The sequence below is a fragment of the Natronosalvus halobius genome, from assembly GCF_024138145.1.
Taxonomy (GTDB): domain Archaea; phylum Halobacteriota; class Halobacteria; order Halobacteriales; family Natrialbaceae; genus Natronosalvus; species Natronosalvus halobius.
This window is the reverse complement of the sequence record NZ_CP099997.1, coordinates 3,103,539-3,124,549: the sequence shown is the minus strand read 5'-3', so window position 1 is coordinate 3,124,549 and position 21,011 is coordinate 3,103,539. Positions and strand designations below refer to the sequence as shown.

The window sequence follows — 21,011 nt, the reverse complement described above, 5'->3', positions numbered from 1 at the left end:
CTGAGGATTTCAACAGAGCCTCATCTGCCGGAAACAGAAAGATGAGTATACGCACGACTCGATTCCCTGTGGGATCGGTCCCAGGTCTGTGGCTCATCGGTGGAGTATCACGAAAAGTCCGAATTGACGCTTAACAGTCACCACGCCTCTGTCTTCGAGTGCTTGACGCGTGGGGAACGCCGGCTTCGTGGCCAAAACTGCTTCTACATACTGAAATCGAGGTCGTGACGCTGTGAGTGATCGGTGCTTGTATACGATGGGGCAACAGCCTTTACGCTCACCGGTGGAGTCGAAAATGGTCTGACACCCCCCAGGGGATACAGGCCAGCGGTAGGTGTTAAAGCGGCGTGTCGCACCATCATAACCCGGCCACCTTTCCAGAGTGGCCGTCACCTACCGGTTCACGTACTAAAACCCTCTTTCCCAATCCTCACTCGTACAAATAAGAGAGCAGGAATGCGAGAACCAGTGAGATCACGGCTAGTCCAACGAATAGAGGATTGCGTCCATCTGTCGCGAGGAAGACGAACCCGACTGCCATGACACCAGTAGCAGCAAGGGCCACCTGGAGGGCAACGATCGTGGTGACGAGGTGCCTTTCAAACCGACCTCCGGAGAAACGAAGCTGAAGATCAGAAGAGCCGTCCCGGTCGGAAACCATAGGTGAGATTGAGTTCGGAGCTGTAATAATTGTTAAGGGCTTTACCGATTCATGGGCCGAAACCCTCGAGTCACCGTCTTACGGAAGGGTTGCTCAGTGGAAGAGCACCGTGGTGCACTCTGTCATCGCGGAGGCCAGTTGGCCTCGTGGCGTTCGAATCCCACCCCTTCCGCTACGTGGTACTTCAGGTCGAATGCCCGTCATTAGCTGGAACCGGGATCGAATTACCATTCGGCGCCCCATGAGTCGACATCAGTTTTCACGCGGCCGATCCAGGACGGACATCGCGTCGCAGAACTCATAGCTGAGCTTACCGGTTTAATCATAAAGCAGTAATCCTTATTCAGCCTACGGAGACTATAGGATGTCAAAATCACAAGACGTCGATTCATACATTTTGAACCAGGACGAAGAAGCCCGGTCAACGCTCAAAGAACTCCGCGAGATCATCAAATCGACCGTTCCAGAAGCGGAAGAAGGGATAAAGTACAACGTGCCATTCTATGAATTTCACGGTACTCACGTTGGGTTTACGGCGTTCAAGAACCACGCCACCTTTGGCATTGGTGCAGACGCGTTTCGGAGTGAAGATCGCAAACTGCTCGAAGAAAAAGGGTACAAAATTGGAAAAGAGACCATCCAAATCAGGTACGACCAAGCAGTGCCGACCACAGAGCTAAAGCAGCTTCTGGAACGGAAGGTAAAAGAAGCTACAAAAGCGCAGTAAGCAAAGCGTTGCCGTCGAAGTTTCAGCGCCAATGATTTGGCTCTCGGTGTCCATCTCTACCAAATGGGACAAACAGGAATTCCGCTGGCAGAAGTAGCCCGGAATTGGCTCCGGCGTGAAAATAAAAAACTCTATCGAGATTTCGACTTTGAGCGGAAGGAAGCGGAGTGGGAACTCGTTGGGGAACTTCTCTGTCAGTGCCCGTTTCAGGCCGCATTCATCTGGCAACATCATCTGACGTGGCATGCAACGGAGCTGGATGAGACGGAATTTCTGCGTCTCAGAGTGATTGATGGGGCAGCAGACAGTTCGTGGCGAAAACTCTCGCCGAATAATACGATCCGAGGGGCCGCAAAGCGTATTATCGAGTCGGAATTACCGGATACGTTCGAAGATATTGACGTAGCCCATATCAAGCGGCTCGCTGACAGCTTCGAAACGACGACGCACGAAGAACGATTGACGCTCTTTCAACCCAATCCCGACGAAGCGTCGATTGTCGTGGACGGGAACCACTATTCGACAGCGAAGGCGATTCATCAAATCCGAAGTGGCACGTACGACCCGCAACCAGTCTATCTCGGGGTTCGTCAAGACTGTACGATACACGATGACGGTTACTCGTAGCTAACAATTGAACGGAAGCCACCGTACGCCATGCGCTCCGGGTCGAAGGGCATCTCCTCTTCGTAGCTGTTGGGGTCCATCGTGGATTCTTCCATCACCTTCGCGTTCACTTCGTCGCGGTGGTCCCGCGACTCGAAGACGATAAATGAGAACACGACCGTCTCGTCGTCTCCTGTGTCTGCGAGCTGTGGGAAGGTCACCATCGGCATGCCGTCCATGTCAGGCTCCATGTCGTCTCCGACCCCTTCGAAATACTCGAGAGCGCCGTGTTCGATCCAGAGCTTTCCGGCCTCGCTGGCCATTTCACGGTACGCATCGAGCCGTTCGTTCGGGAGCGGGATGACGAATCCATCGACGTATCGTTCCATAACTTACGTACGGAGGACGTGAGAGGTGTTGAACGTTTTTACACCAATCGAGATTTATCTCAGCAATGAATTTTGCCCTGCTTCATACATCCTCTGTATCTTGTATACTCCTCTTTACACAGATTTGAGGAGAAACCCACGACTGAAGTCGTGGGAGTAGTCACGCTGTCAGGTCGTCGGCCCACTCCGCAGGGAGGATGCGTAGCATGCCGTCGGTCGCGAGATCCTCGGTCGTGACGAATAGGATGTCATCGCCGCCGATCACGGCGGTACCGCCGCCGAACACCTCATCCCAGTGGTTGAGGACAGCGTCGGGGATCGGTAGCTCGCGGACGTCCTGGCCGATTTCACTGCTGGCAACGTACTGCATCCCATCGCGACCCCCGATAGCGTCGTAGTCTATGGAGACCAATACTGCGTCGTCGCGTGCGCGGATTCCCCAGAACGCCTCGGTCGAGTGGGCCAGATAGCCCTGGTTGAACGCCCGCTGTGGCGCTGGAACCTCCCGGCTCTGCCTGTCGAATGCCGCCTCGCCCAGACGATCGATATCCGCTGTTTCGGTGCCATCCCCGATGTCAGTGCCCTCCTCGGCCGTCGTCTCCTCGCTCGTCCCTTCTTCGCCACCGGCATCCCCCGTTTCGCGCTCGGTCGCCTCCGATAGGTCCTCGCTCTCGATGCCGGTGTCGACGATTTCGCGCTGGCCGACCGATCCCGACTCGGCGTCAGATTCTGACTCGAGTCCCGATCCCACGTCCTCGACATCCGGGGACGTGTCAGCGACCTCCACGGCCGTCTCGCCGGTGGCGTGGTCTTCCTCCCCGACGCCGCCGGCCTCGTCGGCGACTGCATCGACGTCAGGCGACGTGTCTACCACGTCGGTTTGCTCGACGTCAGACAGCTCACCGCGGCTGTGGGATCGGCGTTGGCCGAGCGCGGCCACTATGAACCCAGCTCCCAGGACGAGCCTGGCGAATCCGCGCTCGCGCTCGCCGGCCAGGAGCGCTCGGATACCGCTGAGGAGGCCCGTCCCTCCGATGATCGCCGTTACTGTACCCGATTCGACGCCGCGCTGGAGATACGGTGCTGCCTTCGAGATGTACTCCCGGCCGCTTCTCGCCGCGGCCCACGCGGTATCGACTCCTGACTTCGACTCCGATCGTGCGCTGATGTCGGTCTGGTTCACACCTGACCGTTCGGTCGCGACGCACAAATCCTCACCGTCAACCCATCATATATCTGCTAGTAATCGTGCCCAGTTGTCACTCTGCTGGATTGTCTCAGAGAGGTCAGATACTGCGTCTGAAATGGTGAGACTATCCGTGTTTTATTTGTTTTCTCCTCATCGGTACTGCATGGCAACACCAGAGGAAGGCCAAGGAAGAGCGAGACGAACGGTAGCGTCCTCGGTCCGCTCCTCACCACTGTGGGCATTCTTTGGGTTAGCGTACGCTATTTCGTGGCTGTTGATTCTTCCGTGGTCGGTCAGTGAGACTCCCATTGGCCTGGGCTTGTTACCGTATACGTTGCCGGATGCTATTGGGGTCGTGATGTTCGTATTTGCAACACTAGGACCCGCACTCGCAGCTATTCTCGTGACTTCTGTGGTAGAGGGGCGGGCGGGCGTACGTCGATTGTTGGGGCGGATCAAACAGTGGCGAGTGGGCCTTCGCTGGTACGTCGTCGCTCTATTTGGGTTCCTGTTTGCATGGATTCTCGGCTACGTCGGTGTTCTCGGGGTAGACCCGCTCACAGCGCTCGCCGAGAACTGGACCCAGTTCTTCACCGTCTTCCTCCCTCTTGTACTGGCGGGGATTCTCATCCCATCGATTGGTGAAGAACCTGGTTGGCGGGGCTTTGCACTCCCTCGGTTAGAAGAGCGCTACGGGCCAGTTTGGGGGACACTCATCCTTGGAACGCTTGTCGGCCTCTATCATATACCAGCATTTTTCACGCCTATCCTCGGTCCAGTCACGGTTGGGGAATTCGGCGCGTTCATGGTGACTGCCATTGGGGCCTCGTTTATCTACACGTGGGTGTTCAACGGGAGTGGTGGTAGCCTGCTGATCGTTATTCTCCTTCATGCTGCTGGGAACGCAAGTAGTTCGCTTCTCGGAGGCCTCTTCGATGAGTTACCCTACGGTGGTTGGGCTGCCATCGTCATCGATGGTGGGGCGTTAGGTGCTATCGTTTTTTCTATAATCGCAGCACTCCTCGTTGTTCTCACTGGAGGCCGTCTCTCCTACAGAGCAGGAGAACTGAACTAATTCGCGTTCTCTTTGGCTTCCGCCGCCCACGAATCTGTATCGAACGGCAACCCATCGTCGTAATCGCTTGCAGTCGCTAATGTATGCCCGATCGCACGTCGAGACGCGACTTCGTTGTCGTCGTTGTCAGTCATCGTCGCCGTCCTCCACGCGCGACTCTCGAGGGGCGTCGAGACCGATGGCCTCGGGGCCAGGACGCCGTCGCGGTGAGAGGTGCGACGAACCGTACACGATGACGAGTCCGACAGCAATCGCAACCAGTACGACTCCGGTGGTGGCTTCGGCTAGCAAATTCAGCCATGGATCTGGAACCCCACCGGGGGCGAGTGCGTCCCTGTCCGCAGGATGAAAGATTCCCATGGCGTTGATGCCTGCGTGGAAAACGGCGACGGCGAGGACGCTCCCTCCCGTGCTGTTGTACATCCACGTCCAAAGCACCGACCCAGCGAGAATCGTCACGACCCAGATGAGCTGCTGGGAGAGCGGCCACCCGCCGTGGGTAGTATTGGCGTTGAGAAACAGCGGCAGGTGCCACCCTGCCCAGGCGATTCCAACGACGATACTCGACGTGAGCGCGCTGTAGCGCGCTTGCAGAACGGGGAGCATGAAGCCGCGCCAGCCGAGTTCCTCTTGCCCGCCACCCCAGATAATGCCCCACGCCATCGCGAAGACGTAGATGCCGACGAACGGGAGCGAACCGACGTCGATCGGACCGCCAAGGAGTGCGTACAGGGCGCTCCCTGCGACAAGAATGGCGATCGGAAGACCGAGCGCGAGGACCCACCACCGTACGCCGATTCGCCACGTAAATAACTGCGAAATCCAGGAGCGCAGGTCGCCGCCGCTCGCCCAGAGGACCACCGCTGCACCGACCGGTGGCCCGAACGCACCGAAGCCGACCAGAATCGACAGCGTCCACGAGGCCTCCATGTCCGTCGCTGCGAGTACTGCCTGAATTGTCCAGGTGAACGCGTACGTGACGACAAGAAAACTCACTAGACGATGCTGAGCGATCCACGACCGAGCAGTCGCGATCATACCTGTTTCTTCGCTCGCGACGATTGTTTATTGGCCGGTGATTCTCCCGAGATGAGAGTCGTCATCCGCCATCGCTTCGAGAGTGCCCGCAGTTTCAATTGCGTGCTGTAGGGGTACTTGGATCGGACAGCAGTAAACAGTTCATCTCTGATCGCTCGAGGTATCGGCCTTCTTGCCCGTTTTCGAGCGTATCACGAGTGACCGACTGGGAATTTTCGACCGAATCCACGATGGGTTTCGGCTAACCAGGTATTACCGATACCGGTCGATCACTCCCCCACCTCATTGGCCACTACCTGTTACCACATTCGCGCCGTGACTACTCCCACCACCTTAGTCGAGCTACCGGTTCGGGAGGAGTATCTATCGAACGACTGTTGAAGAGAAGAGTTGATTCGTTAGTTCGATTCACGGATGAACGCAAGCACCTCGTCAAGGAAGTGGTCTGTCGCGGTAAGCATCGCAACGTGTGCGTGCCCATCGAAAGTAACGGTCCGACTGTTTGGGAGCGCTTTGTTGACCGCATCAATCCCGTCTCTGTAAAGTGGAGGACTCTCGCTGCCGGACAATAACAAGGCCGGTGTGGTCAGGTCGGTGAACCGGTCAGCATCGAATTCGTACTCGGCAACTGCTTTCAATCCGCGGGGGATTATGTGGGCTATGTCCACTCGATCCCGCCAGGTCGGTGCCGAGCGAAGGGCATCGAGTTCCTCCGGGGATAGCCCGCCGACTTCTTGCAGGAACAGAACGAGTGCCTGCTCCTTCTCGCCATCGGCAAGCAGCGTCTCAATTCCATCAACAACCGCTTCCACGCCGAGTTCGTGATCGCCGACCGCGATGGGGGGTTCATACAGAATGAGTCTGTCGATATTGTCAGTTCGGAGGGTTGCCTCCAGCGAATAAAGGGCGCCGACGGAATGGCCAAGCAGCGTCACTGGATCGGAGATCGCGTCGACGACTGCGGCCACGTCCTCGACCTCGCGTTCTAGTTCGTACTCGTCAGCGTCGCCGCTTTCGCCGCGTCCACGGCAATCCATCGCGTAGACCGTACAATGTTCCGCAAAGGCAGGACGAACGCCAGCCTGATCCCATCGCGTGTGATCAGTGGTCGCTCCTCCAGCAACGAGCACGAGCGGTGGCCCGCTCCCCGTCCGTTCGAAGGCAATCTCAGTCCCGTCTGCTGACGTGACTGTTTCCATTTCTTCGCTTGTGTTTGGTGTCCTTACGTTTGCCATGGTTGGGCCTCTTTATTCCGAGAGCTCGTCGGCACAGTATTCGTTGACTGCCCGTCGAACCGAAGAACGCTCACCTCTCCTAGCCCGTGTAGCACGTTAACACTTTACATTCCATGGGCGATCAGTCCTGCTTCCGTCATCGACGGAAAATGGCGGCGTCGTGGTGAACTCATCCTCTGTCTTAAGCCCAATATTCCTATCAACGGTTGACCGTTTCAACAGAGCCGAATAGCCCCACGTATTCGTCCGACGAGCGAATCCAGGGGCTTGCTCGATGACCACGATGAATTGTTATTTTACTTATATTTAATCACACAGTCTCATCTCGATACCACCCAGCGTTTAACTCTCTCGAGGATTAATGAGTGGTAATGGAACGCCTGACTTCCCAGACAGAACGCGAAACGCAGACAGAGCACGAAACCACTGGAGAAGAGGGTGTTCGAACCTGCCCGGAGTGTGATTCGACGTCGCTCTCGAGAAGCGCAGACGGGAGCGAGATTAGCTGTGAGGACTGTGGACTGATTCTGGAAGAGGAGACGATCGACCGGGGCCCGGAGTGGCGAGCGTTCAACGCGGCCGAGCGCGACAGCAAGTCGCGCGTTGGCGCGCCGACGACCCAGACGATGCACGACAAGGGCCTCACCACGACGATCGACTGGAAGAACCAGGACGCCTACGGGCGATCCCTCTCCTCGGAAAAGCGCAGCCAGATGAATCGGCTGCGAAAGTGGCAAGAGCGCATCCGAACCAAGGACGCGGGCGAGCGCAACCTCCAGTTCGCCCTCTCCGAGACCGATCGGATGGCCTCTGCCCTGGGCGTTCCGCGCTCCGTCCGTGAGGTCGCGAGCGTCCTCTATCGCCGCGCGCTCGAGGAGGACCTCATCCGTGGACGGTCCATCGAGGGCGTCTCCACGAGCACGTTGTACGCGGCCTGTCGGATGGAGGGCATTCCGCGATCCCTCGACGAAATTGCCGCCGTTTCGCGGGTCGACCGGATGGAGATCGGTCGAACGTACCGATACATCTCGAAGGAACTCGGCCTCGAGATGCAGCCCGTCGATCCGAAGAAGTACGTCCCTCGCTTCTGTTCGGAACTCGAGTTGCCCGAAGAAGTACAATCGAAGGCCAACGAGATCATCGACGTGACGGCCGAGAAGGGGATGCTGTCGGGGAAATCGCCGACGGGATATGCCGCAGCCGCCATCTATGCGGCGGCGCTCCTCTGTAACAAGAAAAAGACCCAACGGGAAGTCGCGAACGTTGCCCAGGTGACCGAGGTCACGATTCGGAATCGATACCAGGAGCAGATTAGCGCGATGGGAATTCACGAGTAGCCGAAATCTATCTCGTTGTTCGCAAACAGAGGGGTTCCGATCGATACCAGGAACTTTCCTCGAATAGAACGATTGCTTTTCGATCTACAGGTGCTCAGAACCGCTATTTCCTTCTGTGGCCGCGGGTAGGCTGAGACTCGAGATTGACGACCGCGTCGCACTCGTGAGTCCCGATCACACGAACACCCGAGTCAAACGAGGTCGTAGCGAGTTATGCCTCCGTCTGTATCGATCAGTTGTTACTGGTTCGGTTCTGGAATGGTTTCATTCGTCAATAACGCCACACCATCTATTGAAGAGGAAGAAAATCACCCCACACCATCTATTAAAGAGGAAGAAAATCCGGCAGAAGTAAGTGTGCTTTTTTTACCTGACGACATTGACCGGTCACATTACCGGTAAAAAGCCGCTCACCTCCCGACAGCGTCCACGGACGATTGAAATCACGGGTCTGCCCGTGTGCACCGCCACAGATCCGGTTCGAACAACGACGAACGAACGGCAGAACCCATGCTCATCAAACCAACACGAGCCATCCTGATCACAGCCGTTGGAGTTGTCCTCGTATTGAACAGCCTGGCAGCGACCGGGGTCGCAATCGGAGAACCAACGAGCGAACCTGTGACACACAGTCATCACGGCACGGAGCAGATCGAGGTTCTCGACGATACGATCGATAGCACGTCTTCGTCCGAGACAATGCTCTCGATATCGCCCTCCACGGTCACGTCTATCATCTTTCTGGCTGGCCACAGCCACTCCAGGAGCGCTGATCTACTGGAACACGACGTCCGCAAGGAGGTTTACGAGACGGTCCATCAGACGTCCGGGATATACGTCGGTGATCTTCGAGAGACCCACGACCTCCACCGCTCGACGCTTCGGTATCACCTCGATGTACTCGAACAGGCGGAGTTACTCGCCTCCGAGACGGTATTCGGGAAGGTCTGGTACTATCCCGCTGGGAGCGACACGAATCAGCTCCGTGCCGCATTTATCCACGAACCGACCGGAGACATCCTGGAGGCGATTGCCCGCCTCGAACCCGTCAGCGTAACCGATCTAGCGAACGAAGTCGATCGAACTGACAGCACGGTGTCACACCATCTGGACCGTCTCGAGGAGAAAGGGCTGATCGAACAAGAACGTCGTAACACGACGGTACTTTCACGGTTGGTGCCAGAGGCCCGTGCCGAATTAGAAACGGTATCGGATCCGGGACAGTGGACGGAGCAGTAAGGATTCAATCACTCCACCACCCTATTTAATGACCACTATCTGTCGAGTTTGAAGAATTGGTCAGAACGCCCATATCAAACGAATTCGAACGTCAGGGCATGGGGGGATAACGCGATGAAAATCGTAAATAATCAGTTGCCCTCCTTTCATCAGTCGGTAGATATCTTGCTCGTCGAAGACAACGCCGGCGACGTTCGTCTCACGGAAGAGGCCTTCAAGGACGGTCGAATCGCGAACACGCTCTACGTCGTGAACGACGGGATTGCCGCGCTCGACTTTCTCTACCAGCGTGGTGACCATGCAGACGCACCACGGCCCCACATCGTCCTCCTGGATCTGAATCTCCCGCGAAAGAACGGTGACGAAGTCCTGCAGGAACTCAGATCTGAGCCCGAGTTCGAACGACTTCCGGTCATCGTCCTGACGACTTCAGAAACACAACACGACTTCGTCAAATCGATCGTTCCCGAGGCCGACGCCTATCTCGAGAAGCCGGTCGACCCCGACGACTTCATCGACACCGTCCGCACGTTCGAATCCGTCTGGCTCTCGGTCGGCTGGGCGTCGAAGCGTGAGGACGATTGACCAGGACAGTCATCTCTCGCTCGGCGTTGTGGTCTCGGGGGCCGAACGACGATTCTGGGGTTTAACCAGTATCGACAGAGAGTTCGATTCAACGAAGGAGGACGTCTCCAACACTGGTCTGTGGGTCTCGTAACCCGTGCGAAGGGGCGTCGGGCCAGGTACCAAAACGGCCAAAGAGGTACGATTACTCGGTCTGTCCGACCAGGGCTACCATCCGCCCACGAACGGACGGCAGTTCGATGACCTGCCACCCGACACCCGCTCCTACTGTCCCCGCAAGCGCCAATAGGGCTCGAGCGCTCCCACCCGTCACCACCGTTGCCAGAACGGCGATGCCGATCGCCACGGCGAACGCGCGCTCGGGGCGCCCCTTCGCGAGCCACGCGATGGCGACGAGATATCCGGTTCCAAAGAGTACGGCGGCGAGGACGTCGACGAGGTAGTGTACGCCAAGCACGAGTCGTGAAAAACCCACCAGCGAGATCACCAGCCCGGCACCCGCAAACCGGCTCCATAGCTGGCCGACCGAGAACCACGCCGCGAGGGAGCCGAAGAAAATCGTCGCGCCCATCGTGTGCCCGCTCGGGAAACCGTACACGCTCGCCTCGGCCACCTGAAGCTCGAGGGACGTCCGCGGCAACGCGAACAGTCCCTTTAAAAGCACGACCAGGGCACACCCGCCGAAGACGACCGCTACGAGAAACGCCGTCCGGGTCGAGCACAGTGGCTCCGATCGATCGTCTCGAACGAGGCTTTGCCCGACGTCCGTCAGATAGAGGACGGCGAGTGCGGGGACGATCACCACGAGGTCGCCCAGCATCGAGAGAGCGACGAACAGCTCGAGCGACCACTCGGGGACGACCTCGCGAAGTGCGTTGGTGACACCGAGACTGCGACTCATCGGTTCTCGAGGGAGGCTGCGTGGTCGGTTGTTCGACGGGAGGAGACAGCGGTCGACAGGTCGGCGAGGCCACCGGCGCGCCTCACGATATCGGGATTCATCACCGAAACGTCAGGGGGTGACACGAAAAACCCATTGCTTGACATCTCTCTCGAGGTCCAGTGTCCTCTCGAGGTTCAGTCTCGGACCCCCCTCGATACGTTTACCCCTCGAGCGTTTCGTCGATGAACTCGAGCGTCGTTGCAGCGTCCGCGTTCCGTTCGTTTCCGTCCCCAGAAAACGCCTCGATGAACGCGTTTTCGAAGAGCAGGCGACGACCGAGCCTCGAGATGCGGTAGGCGGTCGCCGCGTCGTGGGCGACGACCAGGCCGTGTGTCTCGAACGCTCGGCACCGTTCGGTGACGTGCGAGGCCGAGTAGGGCAGGTTGAGCGAGAGACTCTCGGTGGTGACCCACCCGAGATGAGTCGCGAGTTCGACCAGGATCGGCCGATCGGACGAGTCCATCCACTCTACGTCGTCGCACATACGTACACGTGATCCGTCATCGCTGCCTCTCATCAATCTACGCCGCTGTCGCACGCCGTGAGTCTGTGGATCGAAAGCTGTGAGCTTTCTCCTCGAATCACCCTAAGTCCCGTCGTTCGTTCGGACCCGGGTCGAGTCCCAGCCCCGGTGTCGTCCACTACCCCGTCCTGTACAGTTTTCCGTGCTCGTCGTAGCGCGCCTCCAGGATGCGATCGAACTGCTCGTCCGAGAGGTCGACCTCAAGGGCCCCGAGGTTCTCCTCGAGCTGGTCGACCGTCCGCGCACCGATTATCGGGACGCAGTCGAAGTCGGGCTGGTCGATCAGCCAGCGAATCGCGACCTGGGCGGGCGAGGCGTCGCACTCGTCGGCGATTTCCCGGACCGCCTCGAGGACGTGCCAGCCGCGCTCGGAGACGTAGTAGTCCAGAAAGCGGTCGTCGAGCTGGGCGCGCGTCCCCTCGGGGGCGTCGAGGTCGTAGGTATCCTCGCCGGCGCGGTCGTACTTCCCGGTCAAGAAGCCCCCGGCCAGCGGCGAGTACGGACAGACCGCGAGGTCCTGGTCGGCACAGACGTCGAGGTACTCGGCGACATCCTCGTAGTAGGCCGCGTGGAAGAGCGGCTGAGTGACCGTGAACGCCTCGTAGTTGTCGACGTCGGCTTTCCACAGCCCCTTCGTGAGCTTCCAGGCGTCGGCCGTCGAGAGGCCCACGTAGTGGACTTTGCCGTCGCTCACGAGATCGTCGACGGCCCGAAGCGTCTGCTCGATGGGCGTCTCGTCGTCGAACCGGTGGAGGTAGAGCACATCGAGGTAGTCTGTCCCGAGACGCTCGAGCGACCCCTTGACCTCCGCCCGGACGTTCTTCTTCGAGAGGTTCTCCTGGAAGCGCGAGACGGTCGACCAGAAGCACTTCGAGGCGACGACGTAGTCCTCGCGGTCACGCTCGGCGAGCCACTCGCCGATCCAGCGCTCGGAGTCGCCGTCGCCGTAGCCGTTGGCGGTGTCGATGAAGTTCCCGCCCCGGTCGGCGAACGCCGACAGCAGGTCGTGGGCCGTCTCACGGTCGGTCTCGAGGACCCCGTTCGATTCCTGGCCGAAGCGCCACGTGCCGAGACAGAGCGGCGAGACCTGGAGTCCCGTCGTTCCGAGTCGTCGGTAGTGCATACGGTATCACTGCCATTGCGAGCGTGTTAAGGGTTGGCGGGCTCCGTCGAGGACTGGATTTGCGTGCCAAACTCGAGCTAGAAGGCAGCGTGAGTTGCCTGTCCACGGACTTGCGTTTGGTCGATGCACGCTTCCCCCGATTCACTCGGCGAATCCCCAGAGTCTCGATCCAGCGGCGCTTCGCCGGGTTCGAGCACGGTACGAATGCGTTCGCTTCCTCACTTCCGTCCGTTTTGGTCCGCGAGGGCCAGCGCCCCGTACAGGCCGATGAAGTCTCCGAGTGGCGTCACCTCGAGCGCGGGTCGCTCGACGAACAGATAGTCGTCGAGGTGGGCCTCGATGGTCTCGAGGAGCACGTCGGCGTTGTTCAGCGCGACGCCGCCACCCACGGTCACCAGCCCCGGATCGTGGGCGTTACAGACCCCGCCGAGGCCCGCGGCGTTCAGCCGGCCGATTCGCTCGAGGTAGTCCTCGGCAACCTGGTCGCCGGCGTCGACGGCCTCGAACACCGCCTCGGCGGTCACGGTCTCGTGATCGAGCGTCGTCTCCCGGGACTCCTCCGCGAGTAGGGAGCGAACGTACTGCGCGATTCCTCGCCCGGAGCAGTATGCCTCCCACGCCCCGCGCACGCCGCAACTCTCGAGGTCCCCGTCCGCGACGATGGGTAGCAGGCCGACCTCGCCAGCGTGGCCGTGTTCGCCCCGGAGCAGGTGCCCGTCTTCGACGACCCCGCCGCCAATCCCGGTTCCGAAGGTGACGTGGGCGACCGTGCGATAGTCCGCGCCGGCGCCGAAGGCGTACTCCCCGAGGGCCGAGGCGGTACAGTCGTTCGCAACCGCCGTCGGGAGGCCGAACGACGCCTCGATTCGTTCGGCGAGTCGGACCTGCGGAACGGTCTCCCCGCCGGGTGTGTCGAACGAAAAAACCGTGCCCGCGTCGTCGACGAGGCCGGCTGTGGCGATGCCGACCCCGTCGAGGTCACCGTCCACTTTTGCGGCCAGGCGCTCGAGTGCCTCGAGCGTCTGGGTCTCGAGTTCGTACGGTCGTGTCGGTTCAGTCGTAACTTCCTCCAGGAATCCTTCAGATGGTGATCCGAGAACGGAGCGAAAATTAGTACTGCCAATGCCAAAGACGGCTATCCGATCCATTGGACTCGAAAAATCGGCAAGGGGGTAAAGGTATTCTGTTACTAAGCGGGCGTGAGCGTCGGATCGTGAGTTCCCGAACAACCAGCGGACACGCCACATTCGGGGCGAATTTCGCGTGTGCAACAGTTCCGTTGCGAACCCGATTCCGTCGATTCCGCTGGCGAACCCAATTTGGTCGAGTTGCGAATTCACAGGTTTCGAATCGGACTGGCCGATATTATAAGACAGTTCGAAACGTAACTGGAAGTATGCGGGACAGGGCTCGCGACCCGGACGACGTGCTCGCAGCTGACGTCGACCTTGAGGGGGTTCGATCGGTACTCGAAGCGAGCGACGTTCGCTATGCCGTCGTATTCGGATCGTATGCCACTGGATCGAACACGTCGACGTCGGACCTCGACGTATGCCTGCGTTTCGCAGACGAGTGCTCCCGACGCGACCGGTTTCGACAGCGAAATCGGATCGATAGCACGATCCAGTCCCACGCGACCTCATTCGTAGACGTGAGCGATTTCGAGACACTCCCCGAGACCGTCGCGCTCAATGCCCTCCAAAACGGGATTCTCGTCTACGGAGACGAGGAAGCGAAAAGCGTCGACGAACGACGGCTCGAGCAACGCCTCGCCGACACGGCTGAACAGCGAGAACGACAGCAACGCGAATTTATCGACCGCCTTGCCAGAGGCGACATTTGATGGTCGACGACGAGATTGTTATCAGTCGACTCGAGTTGATCAACCAGTACACAGACGAGTGCAAGGAGATGCGCGAGGTTAGAAGAGCCGAGTACCTCGACGATATCGTTCTCCAGCGCGCTGCCGAACGGTCGTTGATGAACGCGATTCAGTCCTGTATCGACCTGGCAGGTCACATCCGATCAGCTGAGGAACTCCAGACTGCAGAAACGTCGCGTGAAGAAATCGAGGCGCTCGCAGACGCAGCGATCGTCTCCGAGGAGACAGGCACGAAGCTCGCAGAGGCCGTTGGCTTCCGGAACCATCTCGCGCATCGGTACGGACACATCGATCACGACCTCGTATACGACGTCCTTCACGAGGATCTCGAGTGGCTCGACCGGTTTCAGCAGGAAATCGCAATCTGGTTTCAGCAGCGCTGATGCCGTCGAATCCGAGGTCGTTTCTCATCCCGCCGACGAATCGGTTACTGGCAGCGTAGTCGCTCACCCGCCATAACCGGCCATTACCACGCTATTCCTCTCGAGATCAACGAGACGCCGGAAGCATAATCGAACACCGAGAACGAGCAGCGTAACCGACCATAGCGATCCGTAAACCACCGATGACTCCGCGTTACGGCGCTCGTACTTACGGCCGACGGCCGCACAGTCACGCCTCGAGATGGCCCCCGCGATCGTTCACTTCCTCGTCGGCGCCTCGCTCGTCCTCCTGGTGGCAGCGCCGCTGGCGGCCCGGTACGACCTCGACGGACGGTGGCCGCTGTGGCTAGTCGTCGTCGGTGGCATCTGGGGCCTGGGCCCGGATTTCTATCACGTCACACCGGTCTATCAGGCCCAGCTGGAGGCCTTCCACGGGACCGCCTGGGCCGACCTGTTCGCGTTTCACCACACGCTCGACCGCCCGTTCGTCCGCGTGCGCTACGACGCGAGCGTGTTCGGTGCAATCGCACTCTTCCTGGGTGCGGTCAGCGTGTACACGATCGCGGACGTGCTAGAGCCGTGGAGAGGGGGAACCGGTGAGCCAGCACGGCCGACGCTGGCGTCACCGTCGTTGCTGTTTCTCAGCGCGGCGATCCTCGGTGGGCTCGTAAGCCTGCTCGTGTACGCGGCGATCGTCTGATCGGTACGCTCCTCGGATAACGGTGACGCACGTCCGTTTCAGGTTCGCAGGACACAGACGTCGAGTTCCCGTCCACCTCGCGAGCGTGGCGCTCGAACGCGTCGAGGCGTCACGATGGTCCGATTCGGAAATGCGGGATTAGGACAGGCATTTGACTATTTCGCCCGTGATTGGGGGGTCAAAGCTATGACGTCTTGTTCGAAACACCTACAGTGGATATGGCAATCGATGACACGTCACTACCGAGCCGACGAAAGGTACTGACTTACACTGGGGTTGCGGGATTGACAGCCGTCGCCGGGTGCATCAGTACGACGGACGAAGAGGGCAACGGAAACGGTGACGGCAATGGTAACGGCGACGACGATGGAAACGGCAACGGCAACGGCAACGGGAACGGGGACGCCGACGGAGACGTCTACGAAATCGGAATGGTCGACTCCCTGACCGGCTCGCTGGCCGACTTCGGCGAACGAAACCAGCGCGCGAAGGACCTGGCGCTCGAGCACGTCAACGAGGTGGGGGTCGGTGACGGCGAACTCGAGATCATCGTCGAGGACTCAGAGAGTGAGAGTCAGGCCGGCGTCTCGGCCGCCCAGAAACTGGTCAACCAGGACAACGTGCCGTTTCTCATCGGCGCGGTCGGATCGGGCGTCTCGCTGTCGATTTACGAGAGCGTGATCCAGGACACGGAGGTCGTCCAGTTGAGCCAGAACTCGACGGGACTCGGACTGACGGATTTCCCCGGACTGCTCCGGATGTCCCCGAGCGGACGCACGCAATCGATCGCTCTCGCGGACATCATCGCGGAGGACGGCTACGACGAGGTCGCGGTCACGTACATCAACGACGAGTTCGGCGAGAGCCTCTACGATGCGTTCGAGGAGGCCTACGAGGGCGAAATCGCCTACGATAGCGCCCACAACGCCGAGGAAGCGTCGTACTCGAGTCTGGTTTCGGAGATGAACAGCTCCGAGGCCGAGGCGTGGCTCTGTATCACCTACCAGCAGGAGTTCGCGACGATGGTGACCGATATGTTCGAGAGCGGGTACGAACCACAGCTCTACGGTGCCGACTCGAACCGCGGGGACACCGTCATCGAGAACACGCCGGAAGGCAGCATGGACGGGATGAAACTCGTCGAGCCGGCAGCCCCCGAAGACCAGGACAACTACCAGGACTTCGCGGCGGCCTTCGAGGAGGAGTACGACGAGGCCCCCACGGCCTGGTCGGCGTTCGCCTACGACTGCGTGGTGACGGCCGCCCTCTCGATCGCGGCCGCCGACGACTTCTCCGGCGAGGCGCTCGGCGAGGTCGTCCGCGACGTCACGCGTCCCGAGGGCGAGGAAGTGTTCACCTACGAGGACGCTCACGCGATCCTGGCCGACGGCGGATCGGCGTCTGACATCGACTATCAGGGGGTCAGCGGGCCGATCGATTTCGACGAGAACGGTGACCCGCGGGGCAGTCTCGTCGTCTTCGAAGTCCAGGACCACGACTACGAGGCAATCGAGTTCCGGCAGTCGTAGGCCCATCCAATGTCTGTCATCGAATTTGCGGCCAACGGCGTCGTCTACAGCAGCATCATCGTTCTCGGGAGCATCGGCCTCGCGATCATCTACTCCATCGCCGGCTTCGCCAACTTCGCCCACGGCGATACAATGACGGTCGGCGGGTACGCGGCGTTCGTCGCCTTCGGCGCGATCGGTGGCCTCGGCGCAACCGTCCTCGCGCTGCCAGTCGGCTTTTTCGTCGCCTTGCTAGTCGGCATTGCGGTCGCCGCCGCCGTCGCTATTATCACCGAGAAAATCGTCTACGAGCCCCTGGACATCGGCTCCATCGGCCTCCTCATCACCTCGATCGGGGTTGCGTTCGTCTACCGGGCGCTGATCCAACTCGGCTTCGGTGCCGGTCGGAACCAGTTCGACATTCCCGCCCAGCGGCCGATCGAGGAGCTGATCGCCTACGGCGTTCGGGTAACCCCCCACGACCTCGCCATCGTCATTTCCGCGGTCGTTCTCGTCGTCGGCGTTCACGTCCTGCTCCAGTACACCGATCTCGGGCGCAAGATGCGGGCGATGGCCGACAACCCCGACCTCGCTCGAGCCAGCGGCATCCGAACCCACCGGATCAAGCTGTGGTCGTGGGTCCTCGGCGCGGGACTGGCGGGGGCGGGCGGCGCGTTCCTGGGGCTCTACAACGCCCTGACGCCGCGGGTGGGATTTAGCGTCCTGCTAGTTATCTTCGCCGCGGTGATCCTCGGCGGGATCGGCTCGGTGTACGGCGCGATGCTCGGGGGCTTTCTCATCGGCATGGTCGTCGAGATGACACCGCTGCTCTCTCGCGTAGGCATCCCGATCGGCGTCGACTACGGCCCCGCGGTCGCGTTCGTGATCATGGTCGTCGTCTTGCTCGTTCGTCCGACCGGCATCGCCGGCGACGGAACCGCGGGCGGGGAGGGGATCTGACGTGACCGATCGATTCGATGTCGGGGCGTACTGGTCGAACCTGACGAACGCGGAAAAGCGTCTCACTATGGCGATGAGCGTCCTCGTGTTTGGGCTGGTGATCGCACTTCTCACCGGCGCGCTCGGCGCCTCGTACTTTCTGTTCCTGTTCGGACTGGGCGGGATGTACGCGTTGCTCTCGCTGGGACTCAACAGCCAGTGGGGGTTCACCGGTCTGATCAACTTCAGCGTCGCCGCCTTCTTCGGCATCGGCGCCTACGGCGCGGCGCTGATGACCGGGAGCAACTCGCCGATCGCCGGCGGGTTCAATCCGATTTTCGGGCTCGCTATCGGGCTAGTGCTGGCCGCGATTGTCGCCGTCGCCATCGGCATCCCGACGCTTCGTCTACGGGCCGATTACCTCGCTATCGCCACACTCGGACTGGCGGAAGTGCTCCGGCTGGTCTTGCAGAACGAACGCCAGTGGACCAACGGCAGTGCCGGGATTCGCGGCATTCCCAGTTTCTTCGACGGGTGGCCGCTCCTCGGCGAGTTCCCGCAGTGGATGCCCGGTCTCGAGATCGCCATCGTCCCGGGATCGCCTGTAATCCTCGGGACGCCGTTCTGGCGCCAGTTGCTCAACGTGACGCTGTTGCTGGGATTTCTGGGCGCGGCGTTTTTGATCCTCCGGCGGGCCCAGCGCTCGCCGTGGGGGCGACTGCAGCGCACGATTCGGGCCGACGAGGACCTGGCGAAGGCACTCGGGAAGAACACGTACAGCTACAAGATGCAGGCGTTCGTGCTGGGCAGTCTCATCATGGCGCTTGCGGGCGTCTTCTACGCTCACCTCAACCTCTTCGTCAACCCGGGCGACCTCGACCCGATCACGACGTTCTACGTCTGGGTCGCGGTTATTCTCGGCGGCAGCGGCTCGAATCGCGGGGCCTTACTCGGCGGGTTCGTCGTCGTCGCCATCCGCGAAGGGTCCCGGTTCGCGAACGACATTTCGTGGCTGCCCCTCGACGCGGCTCCGTTGCGGTTGCTGATGATCGGTCTCTTGATCATCCTGGTCATGCGATTCCGGCCACAGGGAATTCTCCCGCCGCAGCGAGAGTTGATCTGGCCGAGCGCAATCGGTCGCGAGGCACCGTCCCGACCCGACCGCGGCGTGCCACAGTCCAACGGCGGTGAAACCGATGAGTGAATCCACAGCCAACGCTCGAACGAACGCCCACATGGCGAAAAACGACGTTCTCCTTCGCGTCGAGGACCTCCAGAAGTCCTTCGGCGCGCTCCAGGTCACCGACCACGCGAGCTTCGCGGTCGAGCGCGGCTCGATCACCGGCCTCATCGGACCGAACGGCGCCGGCAAGTCGACCCTGTTCAACCTCATCTCGGGCTTTTACGAGCCCGAAGGGGGCACGGTCACCGTCGACGGTACCGACGTCACTGGGTTAGAACCCTACGAGGTCGCCACCCACGGTCTCATCCGGACGTTCCAGACTCCCCGCAAGGTCGAGGGGATGACCGTCCGAGAGGCGATGCTCGTTGGACCTCAGAACCAGCCCGGCGAGTCATTCCTCGAGCTGTTCACCGCCCCCTCGAGGGTCGGCGAGGCCGAACGCGAGAACCTCGAGCGCGTCGAGCAGATCCTCGAAGAGTTCGAGATCGATCACCTCGCGACCCAGCCAGCGACGGACCTCTCGGGCGGACAGATGAAACTGGTTGAACTGGCTCGTGCGATGCTCGCCGAGCCCGAAATATTGCTGCTCGACGAGCCGGTCGCCGGAGTAAACCCGACGCTGGCGAACAAGCTGGCCGTCCAGATCGAGCGGCTCAACGACCAGGGAATCACGTTCTTGATCATCGAACACGACATGGAGTTCATCATGAACCTCGCAGATCCGATCATCGTCCTCGATCAAGGAAGCGTCCTCACGGAAGGCCGACCCGACGAGATCCGCGCGAACGACCGTGTCATCGACGCCTATCTCGGTGGTGGCGCGTGAGCGCGACTCGAGACCTCGAGGATGGGACGACCGCGGCCGAAAACGCCGTCCTCAGCCTCGAGGGGGTCGACAGCGGCTACGGCGAGGTGCAGGTACTCGACGACTGCTCGTTGCACCTCGACACCGACGAAATCGTCTGCCTGATCGGGCCGAACGGAGCCGGGAAGTCGACCGTCCTCAAGACGGCCTTCGGAATGCTGACGCCGTGGACGGGCTCCGTCCGCTATCACGGCGAGGACATCGGCGGCATGGCTCCAGAAGACATCGTTCGTGAGGGCATCGGCTACGTTCCCCAGACCGAGAACGTCTTCGGCTCGCTCACCATCGCCGAGAACCTCCGGATGGGGGGCGTCGCCCGAAAGGACGACCTCGGGCCGGTGCTCGACGAACTGTACGAGCGGTTCCCGCTCCTGGAGGAAAAGCGCACGCAGAAGGCTCGGAACCTCTCGGGCGGCCAGCGCCAGATCCTCGCACTCGCTCGAGCGCTGGTGATGGAGCCCGACGTCCTCCTCATCGACGAGCCTTCGGCCGGACTCGCGCCGAACACGGCCGACGACGTGTTCGCCGAGGTCCAGACCGTCAACGAGATGGACACGTCGATCCTGATGGTCGAACAGAACGCCAAGAAGGGACTGGGAATTTCCGACCGCGGCTACGTCCTCGACCAGGGCAGCGTCCGGTTCGAGGGCCGCGCCGACGCGCTGCTCCAGGACGACGAGGTCGGAAAGCTCTACCTGGGCGGCTAATCTCCTCGAGTCCCCGCTACGCTGGGCGGCTGACCACATCGATTGGCCCTGCACCTACAATCGCAGGCACTCACACTGCGTTTCTCACCCGTTAGATCGGCCGTAGCTCTCGAGTTCATCGAGACTGGTGATCTGTGATCCGAAACAGGAGACCTGGACGACGGAAGCCGGTAC

The 21,011-nt window shown here is 60.4% G+C and carries 24 protein-coding genes and 1 tRNA gene; 15 read left to right on the top strand and 10 right to left on the bottom strand.

What is annotated here, in order from left to right; genetic code table 11:
- Nucleotides 1-430: 430 nt before the first annotated feature.
- Nucleotides 431-661 carry a hypothetical protein gene (locus tag NGM15_RS15220; protein WP_253432746.1) on the bottom strand — a complete coding sequence of 77 codons (231 nt, stop codon included), beginning with the start codon at nt 659-661 and terminating at the stop codon, nt 431-433.
- A gap of 82 nt (nt 662-743) precedes the next feature.
- Between NGM15_RS15220 and NGM15_RS15215 the strand changes: the two genes are divergently transcribed.
- From NGM15_RS15215 to NGM15_RS15205, 3 genes are all read left to right on the top strand, one after another.
- Nucleotides 744-833: transfer RNA gene (locus tag NGM15_RS15215), tRNA-OTHER, on the top strand.
- A 192-nt stretch (nt 834-1,025) separates the two neighbouring features.
- Nucleotides 1,026-1,388: an iron chaperone gene (locus NGM15_RS15210; protein ID WP_253432743.1), complete on the top strand. Its 363-nt coding sequence runs from the start codon at nt 1,026-1,028 to the stop codon at nt 1,386-1,388.
- Between the two features lie 63 nt (nt 1,389-1,451).
- Nucleotides 1,452-2,015, top strand: a complete 564-nt coding sequence (locus NGM15_RS15205; protein ID WP_253432741.1) for a hypothetical protein — start codon at nt 1,452-1,454, stop codon at nt 2,013-2,015.
- On the opposite strand, the gene NGM15_RS15200 is transcribed toward NGM15_RS15205, so the two are convergent.
- Together NGM15_RS15200 and NGM15_RS15195 are read right to left on the bottom strand one after the other, a co-directional pair.
- Nucleotides 2,006-2,383: a DUF1428 domain-containing protein gene (locus tag NGM15_RS15200; RefSeq protein WP_253432738.1), complete on the bottom strand. Its 378-nt coding sequence runs from the start codon at nt 2,381-2,383 to the stop codon at nt 2,006-2,008. The genes NGM15_RS15205 and NGM15_RS15200 overlap by 10 nt on opposite strands.
- A 160-nt stretch (nt 2,384-2,543) precedes the next feature.
- Nucleotides 2,544-3,566 carry an ICP22 family protein gene (locus tag NGM15_RS15195; RefSeq protein ID WP_253432736.1) on the bottom strand — a complete coding sequence of 341 codons (1,023 nt, stop codon included), beginning with the start codon at nt 3,564-3,566 and terminating at the stop codon, nt 2,544-2,546.
- 364 nt (nt 3,567-3,930) lie between these two features.
- On the opposite strand from NGM15_RS15195, the gene NGM15_RS15190 reads away from it, so the two are divergent.
- Nucleotides 3,931-4,647 (top strand): CPBP family intramembrane glutamic endopeptidase, encoded by a 717-nt coding sequence (locus NGM15_RS15190; RefSeq protein WP_253432734.1) that lies wholly within the window; start codon nt 3,931-3,933, stop codon nt 4,645-4,647.
- On the opposite strand, the gene NGM15_RS15185 is transcribed toward NGM15_RS15190, so the two are convergent.
- The 3 genes from NGM15_RS15185 to NGM15_RS15175 all read right to left on the bottom strand — a co-directional run bounded on the left by NGM15_RS15185 (nt 4,644) and on the right by NGM15_RS15175 (nt 6,920).
- Nucleotides 4,644-4,781, bottom strand: a complete 138-nt coding sequence (locus NGM15_RS15185) for a hypothetical protein (protein ID WP_253432733.1) — start codon at nt 4,779-4,781, stop codon at nt 4,644-4,646. The two genes, NGM15_RS15190 and NGM15_RS15185, sit on opposite strands and share 4 nt — an antisense overlap.
- Nucleotides 4,774-5,643 carry a CPBP family intramembrane glutamic endopeptidase gene (locus NGM15_RS15180; RefSeq protein WP_253432731.1) on the bottom strand — a complete coding sequence of 290 codons (870 nt, stop codon included), beginning with the start codon at nt 5,641-5,643 and terminating at the stop codon, nt 4,774-4,776. Before NGM15_RS15180 ends, NGM15_RS15185 begins: the two co-directional genes overlap by 8 nt.
- Before the next feature lie 440 nt (nt 5,644-6,083).
- Complete coding sequence (locus NGM15_RS15175) at nt 6,084-6,920, bottom strand: alpha/beta fold hydrolase (protein ID WP_253432729.1); 837 nt, start codon at nt 6,918-6,920, stop codon at nt 6,084-6,086.
- Nucleotides 6,921-7,291: 371 nt separating this feature from the next.
- Here NGM15_RS15175 and NGM15_RS15170 point away from each other — a divergent pair, with 371 nt between their 5' ends.
- The 3 genes from NGM15_RS15170 to NGM15_RS15160 all read left to right on the top strand — a co-directional run bounded on the left by NGM15_RS15170 (nt 7,292) and on the right by NGM15_RS15160 (nt 10,081).
- The gene (locus NGM15_RS15170; protein WP_253432727.1) at nt 7,292-8,257 is read left to right on the top strand and encodes a transcription initiation factor IIB; all 966 of its coding nucleotides are present in this window, start codon (nt 7,292-7,294) and stop codon (nt 8,255-8,257) included.
- A gap of 699 nt (nt 8,258-8,956) precedes the next feature.
- Nucleotides 8,957-9,496, top strand: coding sequence for a winged helix-turn-helix transcriptional regulator (locus NGM15_RS15165; RefSeq protein ID WP_253432725.1), 540 nt, complete (start codon nt 8,957-8,959; stop codon nt 9,494-9,496).
- Between the two features lie 114 nt (nt 9,497-9,610).
- Complete coding sequence (locus NGM15_RS15160) at nt 9,611-10,081, top strand: response regulator (protein WP_253432723.1); 471 nt, start codon at nt 9,611-9,613, stop codon at nt 10,079-10,081.
- Between the two features lie 184 nt (nt 10,082-10,265).
- Here NGM15_RS15160 and NGM15_RS15155 read toward each other — a convergent pair whose 3' ends face one another.
- From NGM15_RS15155 to NGM15_RS15140, 4 genes are all read right to left on the bottom strand, one after another.
- Entirely contained in the window at nt 10,266-10,982 is a 717-nt protein-coding gene (locus tag NGM15_RS15155; protein WP_253432721.1) for a phosphatase PAP2 family protein, read from the bottom strand.
- Between the two features lie 202 nt (nt 10,983-11,184).
- On the bottom strand, nt 11,185-11,508 hold the full coding sequence (locus NGM15_RS15150; protein ID WP_253432718.1) for a hypothetical protein: 324 nt from the start codon (nt 11,506-11,508) through the stop codon (nt 11,185-11,187).
- Between the two features lie 157 nt (nt 11,509-11,665).
- Nucleotides 11,666-12,670, bottom strand: coding sequence for an aldo/keto reductase (locus tag NGM15_RS15145; RefSeq protein ID WP_253432715.1), 1,005 nt, complete (start codon nt 12,668-12,670; stop codon nt 11,666-11,668).
- A gap of 218 nt (nt 12,671-12,888) precedes the next feature.
- A complete protein-coding gene (locus NGM15_RS15140; RefSeq protein ID WP_253432712.1) occupies nt 12,889-13,818 on the bottom strand; it encodes an ROK family protein in 930 nt (309 codons plus the stop codon).
- Nucleotides 13,819-14,066: 248 nt separating this feature from the next.
- Between NGM15_RS15140 and mntA the strand changes: the two genes are divergently transcribed.
- The 8 genes from mntA to NGM15_RS15100 all read left to right on the top strand — a co-directional run bounded on the left by mntA (nt 14,067) and on the right by NGM15_RS15100 (nt 20,837).
- Entirely contained in the window at nt 14,067-14,513 is a 447-nt protein-coding gene (mntA, locus tag NGM15_RS15135; RefSeq protein WP_253432709.1) for a type VII toxin-antitoxin system MntA family adenylyltransferase antitoxin, read from the top strand.
- The gene (hepT, locus tag NGM15_RS15130) at nt 14,513-14,935 is read left to right on the top strand and encodes a type VII toxin-antitoxin system HepT family RNase toxin (protein ID WP_253432707.1); all 423 of its coding nucleotides are present in this window, start codon (nt 14,513-14,515) and stop codon (nt 14,933-14,935) included. Before mntA ends, hepT begins: the two co-directional genes overlap by 1 nt.
- A 241-nt stretch (nt 14,936-15,176) precedes the next feature.
- Complete coding sequence (locus NGM15_RS15125) at nt 15,177-15,635, top strand: hypothetical protein (protein WP_253432704.1); 459 nt, start codon at nt 15,177-15,179, stop codon at nt 15,633-15,635.
- Nucleotides 15,636-15,853: 218 nt separating this feature from the next.
- The gene (locus tag NGM15_RS15120; protein ID WP_253432701.1) at nt 15,854-17,164 is read left to right on the top strand and encodes an ABC transporter substrate-binding protein; all 1,311 of its coding nucleotides are present in this window, start codon (nt 15,854-15,856) and stop codon (nt 17,162-17,164) included.
- A gap of 9 nt (nt 17,165-17,173) precedes the next feature.
- Entirely contained in the window at nt 17,174-18,103 is a 930-nt protein-coding gene (locus tag NGM15_RS15115) for a branched-chain amino acid ABC transporter permease (RefSeq protein WP_253432698.1), read from the top strand.
- A 1-nt stretch (nt 18,104) separates the two neighbouring features.
- The gene (locus NGM15_RS15110; protein WP_253432695.1) at nt 18,105-19,286 is read left to right on the top strand and encodes a branched-chain amino acid ABC transporter permease; all 1,182 of its coding nucleotides are present in this window, start codon (nt 18,105-18,107) and stop codon (nt 19,284-19,286) included.
- Nucleotides 19,279-20,091, top strand: coding sequence for an ABC transporter ATP-binding protein (locus tag NGM15_RS15105; protein ID WP_253432692.1), 813 nt, complete (start codon nt 19,279-19,281; stop codon nt 20,089-20,091). The genes NGM15_RS15110 and NGM15_RS15105 overlap by 8 nt, the downstream gene beginning before the upstream one ends.
- Nucleotides 20,088-20,837, top strand: coding sequence for an ABC transporter ATP-binding protein (locus NGM15_RS15100; RefSeq protein WP_253432689.1), 750 nt, complete (start codon nt 20,088-20,090; stop codon nt 20,835-20,837). Before NGM15_RS15105 ends, NGM15_RS15100 begins: the two co-directional genes overlap by 4 nt.
- Nucleotides 20,838-21,011 lie beyond the last annotated feature (174 nt).